Here is a 6,792-nt window from a genome sequence, read left to right on the forward strand (position 1 = left end):
AAAAATATTTTAATTCTATTTGGTGGTCGCTTTGGTTACGCAGAAATTACATACGGGCGCCGTTACGGCAACAGCATCTGAAGCGACGCCGCGTTCCCAGGGGCGCGTTAGCTTGGTAGGGGCTGGCCCAGGAGACCCTGATTTATTAACGTTAAAGGCTTACAAACGACTTTTGAGTGCGGAAGTCGTGTTGTATGACCGCTTGGTTAGCGATGAAATTTTGGCACTGTTACCCGCAGAGACCGCGCGCTACTACGTGGGCAAAGCGCGCTCCTCCCATAGCGTCCCGCAGGAGGATATCAATCAATCGCTGGTAGAGTGGGCTAGGCAAGGAAAGCAGGTGGTACGCCTGAAAGGCGGTGATCCATTTATTTTTGGGCGCGGTGGTGAAGAGCTTGAGACGCTGGTCGCCGCTAATGTGCCCGTTGAGGTAGTGCCTGGCATTACCGCCGCTTCCGGATGTGCAGCTTATGCGGGCATTCCGTTGACGCATCGCGACCATGCGCAGTCGGTGCGGTTTGTGACCGGGCATCTTCAGCATGGCGAATTTACCCTAGATTGGCCCACCTTAGCTCAGCCTGGCCAAACGCTGGTGTTTTATATGGGGTTGAGCAATCTCACGTTGATCTGTCAGGAGCTGATTGCTCATGGGTTAAACCCAGCAACACCTCTTGCACTGATCGAGCAAGGCACTACACAACAGCAACGAACCCACATAGGCACACTACAGCATTTGCCGGATGGCTTTTTAGCAGGTGACATTAAGCCACCCACGCTGTTAATAATTGGTAGCGTGGTATCGCTGCACCGGACGCTTTCATGGTTTGAGACCGATAGCGGAACAGCAGTTGGTTTTTCAGAGGGTAAGCATGCACGTTTAACAGATGGTTGAGCGTTTTGAGAGCCAAGCCGGGTGGCGTTATGTAATTGTCTGTGTATGCTAGTAAAGAACACTTTTAAAAAACGATCATTCACTTATCGTGCTACTTGCCACTAACGCTGCTAACGCCAGCAGCCAAGCAAAAAGAGGGACGCAGCATGTCAGAAGAAAACCGTTCAGATCAGTACACGCCAGGCCACAAGCCGGATATGAAAACGCTGTTTAAGGATAACCGGGTCAAAGGTATTGCCGGTATTGCAGCCATTGCGGTGATCTGGGCCATTATGGCGCAATCCAATTCAGGCACCCACCAGGAGCGTGTAGAGGCGCTCGAAGGGCAGCTCGCCAGCGTTGAGCAAGAGAATACTGAGCTCAGCCAGCGCCTGTCGGAAGTAGAGCAGGCCGAAGCTGATTTGACCGCCATGCGCGATGAAATGGCGTCTTTAGAGCAGCAGCAAGCAGAGGCAACTGCCAGCCTTGAGTCTGCTCAGGGAGATGTCAGCAGCGTACAGTCTCGTCTTGAAGAGTTAGAAAGCCAGCGTGAAACGCTGCAGCAGGAAGTCACTGCTTTGGAAGAGCAGCTTGCCAGCACCGAAAGCGAGTTGCAGTCGCTTCGTGAAGAGCGTGAGCAAGTGGTAAGTGAGCGCGATGAGGCGGAGGCGTCGCTTCAGCAGGTTGAAGAAGCTCGTCAAAGTGCCGAGGACGCTCGTCAGCAGGCAGAGTCTGCTCGTCAGGAAGCTGAAGAGCAGCGTCAGCAAGCTGTTGAAGAGCTAGGCGCCGCTGAAACCAAGCTAAGCGATCTTGAAACCCAAGTGACGGATGCCAATGAGCGCTTAGCGACGCTTGAAGAGGAAATTGCTGCCCAGGAGAGCGAGCTGCAAACCCTGCAGGATGAGCGCGATAACGTGGTGGAAGAGCGTGACTCGCTGCAATCAGAAGTGGACTCTTTAACTCAGCTGCGCGAAGAAGAACAGCAAAGCCTAGAGCAGGTTCGCACTGAAATGGACGACCTGATGGTGGCACTGGATATCGGTCGCGATGAAGTGGCTAAGGTCGAGAGCGATATCGAGAGCCGTGAAGAGCAGCTGGCACGTTTAGAAACACAGTTGAGCGAGTGGCGCGATGAACTCTCTACGCTGGATGAGCGTTTAAACGTAGAAGATGCTGCCTCTGGTGAGGTGCCCAGCCTAACGGGTGAACAGCAAAACCAACAAGATCAGCAAAATCAGGAAGGCCAGGACGAAGGCCAGGACCAAGAAGATAGCGCTGGTGATGACAGCAATGCAGAGAGCGAAGATGCCCAAGCGGCTGAAGAGAGCCAGCAAAGCAGCAACTAAGCACGGCGCCGTGGCTTCCGGGAGTTGATAACTCCTTTAGCGGATGTGGGGTTTCCCACATCCGCTTTTGTTTGTTGGTTTAGAAATAGACCGCTGAGGAGTATCATTCACGCCATGTTCACGATAAACAAACAACGGGAGTGCCATTGATGGATGGTGTAAAACATATTGTGGCAGTGGCATCCGGCAAAGGTGGCGTTGGTAAATCCACCGTGACCGTCAATTTAGCGCTGGCTCTGTCTGCACAGGGCTATCGTGTAGGCGTTTTGGATGCAGATATTTATGGCCCCAGCCAGGCACAAATGCTGGGTGTAGAAGAGGGTGTGCGTCCTCAGGCGGCGGCAGATAATAAGTTTCTGCCGTTGGAAGCCCACGGTATTCAGGCCATGTCGATGGCGTTTATGGTTAACACGCGGGATGCCATGGTATGGCGTGGCCCGATGGTAGTGGGTGCGTTTCAACAAATGCTGACCCAAACTCAGTGGGATAACCTGGATTTTCTGCTGATCGATATGCCGCCGGGCACGGGTGACATCCAGCTAACGCTGGCGCAGAAAGTGCCGGTATCTGGTGCTGTGATCGTCACGACACCGCAAGACATCGCGCTATTGGATGCCCGTAAAGGCATCGAAATGTTCCGCAAAGTGAACGTGCCTGTGCTGGGCGTGGTGGAGAACATGAGCCTGTACCACTGCGAGAAGTGCGGCCATGAAGCCGCGATTTTTGGCACTGGCGGTGGCGACCGTATTGCGGAGGAGTACGACACTACCGTGTTGGGACGTTTGCCGCTGACCCTGTCGATTCGCGAGCTGGCAGATTCTGGACGCCCAAGCGTGGTTTCCGAGCCAGACAGTGCCGTTAGCCGTACCTTTGCCGAGATTGCCAGCCAAGTAGCGCAGTCCGTCAGCGCTAGCCAAAGCGGCGGCCCTACGATTTCTTTTAGCGAGTGATGAAGTAACCGATGAGCATTAAATCAGACAAGTGGATTCGCCGAATGGCGCAGAGCGATGCCATGATCGAGCCTTTCGAGGCAGAGCAGGTGCGCTATGTGAACGATCAGCGGGTGATCTCCTATGGTACTTCCAGCTATGGCTATGATGTACGCTGCGCCGATGAGTTTAAGGTATTTACCAACATTCACTCGGCGATTGTTGACCCTAAAGCCTTCGACGACAAAAGCTTTGTCGATGTGAAGGGCGATGTTTGCATCATTCCGCCAAACTCTTTTGCGCTGGCGCGGACGGTGGAGTATTTCCGCATCCCGCGTAATGTGCTGACCATTTGTCTGGGCAAATCCACCTACGCGCGCTGTGGCATCATCGTCAACGTGACGCCGCTGGAGCCTGAGTGGGAAGGGCACGTGACGCTGGAATTCTCCAACACCACCAACCTGCCCGCGAAGATCTATGCCCATGAAGGCGTCGCCCAGATGCTCTTCCTGGAGTCGGATGAGGTGTGTGAAACCTCTTATAAAGATAGGGGTGGTAAGTACATGGGCCAACGTGGCGTGACGTTGCCGCGTACCTAATACGCCTTCTGTGCTACTAAAAAAGCCTTGCCGCATCACTGCGGCAAGGCTTTTTTTTAACGGAGGCTCTGAGAGATTAGGCGTCGTCGATCTCTTCATCCAGCTCTTCAGCGGCATCCGCATGGGAGAGGCGCATGCCGTACGGCGGAAGCGGGTGGCCGTCCATGGTGGCACCCTCTGCGTTGTACTGCAGGCGTCCTTCCAGGAACCACTGCACCGCAATCGGGAAGATCAGGTGCTCGCGCGCGTGGACTTTCTCCTTTAGCGTCTCCACCGTGTCATCTGAGCTAACCTGCAGCTCCGCTTGCAGCACAACGGGGCCGCCATCGAGCTCTTCAGTGACAAAGTGTACGCTGCAGCCGTGGTGCGAGGCGCCATCAGCTAATGCACGTGCATGGGTGTTCAAGCCCTGGTAAGCCGGCAGCAGTGAGGGGTGAATATTAAGCATCCGCCCCAAGAAACGCTGTACAAAACGCGGTGTTAGAATGCGCATAAAGCCCGCTAGAACGATAACGTCTGGCTCGTGGCGTTCTATCACCTTGATCAGCGCGCCATCGTAAGCATCGCGGCTATCGTATTCACGATGGGGAAGTACTACCGCTTCGATGCCTGCTTCATGGGCACGTTTCAAGCCATAGGCATCGGGCTCGTTGGAGATCACTGCAACGATCTCACCGCCCAAGCGGTCATGCCGCTGAGCATCAATGAGCGCCTGTAGATTACTGCCACTGCCAGAGATCAGTACCACCACGCGGCGTGCGCCCACAGGATCAGGCGTCATGCCGTTTAGGGTGTCGCTGCTGTAGTCGGTGCTGCTCATGCGTTGTGGCTCGCTTGGGTGTGGTCGAGTACGACCGCCTCGTCCTGGCGCTGAATAATCTGACCGATTTGATAAACGGTCTCGCCCTGGGCCTCAAGGTGCGCCTTAGCGTTCGCTGCCTGCTCTGCGGGCACCACGATGACCATACCAATACCGCAGTTCAGCACGCGGTGCATTTCGGTTTCGTTGACGTTGCCTTTGGCCTGCAGCCAGTTAAACACTTCAGGGCGCTGCCAGCTGGTGAGGTCAATGTGTGCTGCCAGGGTGTCTGGTAGAACGCGGGGGATATTTTCCAGCAGGCCGCCGCCAGTAATGTGCGAAAGGGCATGTACGGGAATGTCGGTGCCGCGCATCATGGAGAGCAGTGATTTTACATAGATGCGCGTAGGGGCCATCAAGGCATCGCCTAGTGGCTTGCCGTCAACGGTTTCTTCCAGGGAAGCATTGCTGACTTCTAGAATTTTACGAATCAGCGAGTAGCCGTTGGAGTGGGGGCCAGAGGAGGCCAGACCGAGCAGCACATCGCCTTCAGCGACTTTGCTGCCATCCAAAATCTCAGACTTCTCGACAACGCCTACGCAGAAGCCAGCCAGATCGTAATCGCTGCCTTCGTACATGCCGGGCATTTCTGCGGTTTCACCACCTACCAGTGCGCAGCCTGCTAGCTCGCAGCCAGCGCCAATACCGGTCACTACGTCGGCAGCAATATCCACATCCAGTTTGCCCGTGGCATAGTAGTCCAGGAAAAGTAGCGGCTCGGCACCCGCCACGATCAAGTCATTCACACACATGGCTACCAGGTCGATGCCGATAGTGTCATGCTTGCCAAGATCCATTGCCAGACGCAGTTTAGTGCCCACCCCGTCTGTGCCTGAGACGAGTACCGGCTGTTTATAACCCGCGGGCAGCTCGCACAGTGCGCCGAAACCGCCAAGGCCACCCATCACTTCAGGGCGTGATGTGCGCTTGGCAACGTGCTTGATACGATCAACAAGGGCGTTGCCGGCATCAATATCGACGCCTGCGTCTTTGTAGCTGAGAGAGGGAGTAGCCTGGGAGGGAGAGGTCTCGGTCATGACAGGTCCTGTGAAGCCTATGCAAAGCTGCAATGCGATTGTGCTGGCAAGTAGCCAGTGCCGGAGCAATAACGGGGTGCGATTGTATCACTCAGCGACGTAAGTCGCATCGATGTGACGCGTTATCAGGTGCGCTGCGAGCAACTTTTGTTACTATTCAAGCATTACCGCTGACCGTATATCCAGGAAGGAGCGTGGAATGAGAAACTCAAGGTGGGGAATTGCGCTACTTGTCGCGCTGGTTGGCACGGTTTACTTTCTCGATGCAGTACTGATGCCCTTTATTGCTGGGTTGATATTGGCGTACTTGGCCGACCCATTGACCAATTATTTCCAACGCCTGGGAATGAAGCGTACTTGGGCAGTCAGCAGCGTGTTTTTAGTCCTGATGATTGTTCTGGCGCTGAGCTTACTTATTCTTATTCCGCTGGTGGTGCAACAGATTAAGCAACTGGGCGAAGCGCTCCCGGGCGTGCTTAACTGGATTGAAGGCGTATTGGCTCCACAGGTGCAAGAGTGGACGGGCTATGACCTCGCCTCCGAGCTGAGCAATGTACGTGAAACGCTGGTTGAAAACTGGCGTGATGCGGGTAGTTACGTTGCCCAGGCGTTAGGCCAGATTGGCCGCTCGGGTATGGCGTTTGTCTCTTGGGTCACCTATGTAGCGCTGATTCCTGTGGTGACGTTTTATTTGCTGCTGGATTGGGAGCGCATGCTTAACAATATGGCGAATCTAGTACCTCGCCAGTGGGTGGACGATACGTTTCGCTTGGCACGTCGCTGTGATGAGGTATTAGCCTCGTTTTTACGCGGTCAACTGCTGGTCATGCTTTGCTTGGGTATTATCTACGCAGTGGGTTTAACCCTGTTGGGGCTTAACTTTGGCCTGCTGATTGGCGTGCTCTCTGGGCTAGTGAGCATCGTGCCGTTTTTAGGTTTTATCGTCGGGCTAGTAATTGCTCTGGTGGTGGCACTGTTTCAGTTTGATACGTGGTGGGCGCTACTAGGCGTCATTGCCGTGTTTGGTCTGGGGCAAGTGGCTGAAAGCGTGGTGCTGCAGCCGAAGCTATTAGGCGATAAGATTGGCCTGCATCCGGTAGCAGTTATTTTTGCCGTACTGGCGGGTGGGCATCTCTTTGGTTTAACTGGGG

General features: G+C 54.6%; 7 protein-coding genes. 5 read left to right on the top strand and 2 right to left on the bottom strand.

Features of this window, described 5'->3' with window-relative positions:
- The first annotated feature begins 31 nt into the window (after positions 1–31).
- From cobA to dcd, 4 genes are all read left to right on the top strand, one after another.
- Positions 32–892 (top strand): uroporphyrinogen-III C-methyltransferase, encoded by an 861-nt coding sequence (gene cobA / locus BIS10_RS06525; protein WP_301281985.1) that lies wholly within the window; start codon positions 32–34, stop codon positions 890–892.
- Positions 893–1,038: 146 nt separating this feature from the next.
- Positions 1,039–2,217 (top strand): kinesin, encoded by a 1,179-nt coding sequence (locus BIS10_RS06530; RefSeq protein ID WP_253503604.1) that lies wholly within the window; start codon positions 1,039–1,041, stop codon positions 2,215–2,217.
- Between the two features lie 149 nt (positions 2,218–2,366).
- Positions 2,367–3,167 carry an iron-sulfur cluster carrier protein ApbC gene (gene apbC / locus BIS10_RS06535; protein WP_052509914.1) on the top strand — a complete coding sequence of 267 codons (801 nt, stop codon included), beginning with the start codon at positions 2,367–2,369 and terminating at the stop codon, positions 3,165–3,167.
- 11 nt (positions 3,168–3,178) lie between these two features.
- Positions 3,179–3,745, top strand: a complete 567-nt coding sequence (gene dcd, locus BIS10_RS06540) for a dCTP deaminase (protein WP_044628317.1) — start codon at positions 3,179–3,181, stop codon at positions 3,743–3,745.
- Positions 3,746–3,821: 76 nt separating this feature from the next.
- Here dcd and purN read toward each other — a convergent pair whose 3' ends face one another.
- Both purN and purM read right to left on the bottom strand, forming a co-directional pair.
- Entirely contained in the window at positions 3,822–4,565 is a 744-nt protein-coding gene (gene purN / locus BIS10_RS06545) for a phosphoribosylglycinamide formyltransferase (RefSeq protein WP_253503607.1), read from the bottom strand.
- Positions 4,562–5,641, bottom strand: coding sequence for a phosphoribosylformylglycinamidine cyclo-ligase (gene purM / locus BIS10_RS06550; RefSeq protein ID WP_253503610.1), 1,080 nt, complete (start codon positions 5,639–5,641; stop codon positions 4,562–4,564). Before purM ends, purN begins: the two co-directional genes overlap by 4 nt.
- Before the next feature lie 199 nt (positions 5,642–5,840).
- Here purM and BIS10_RS06555 point away from each other — a divergent pair.
- A partial coding sequence (locus tag BIS10_RS06555; protein WP_253503614.1) for an AI-2E family transporter occupies positions 5,841–6,792 on the top strand: 952 nt, incomplete at its 3' end.

The organism is Halomonas sp. 707B3 (assembly GCF_024158645.1).
In the GTDB taxonomy this organism is placed as follows: domain Bacteria; phylum Pseudomonadota; class Gammaproteobacteria; order Pseudomonadales; family Halomonadaceae; genus Vreelandella; species Vreelandella lionensis.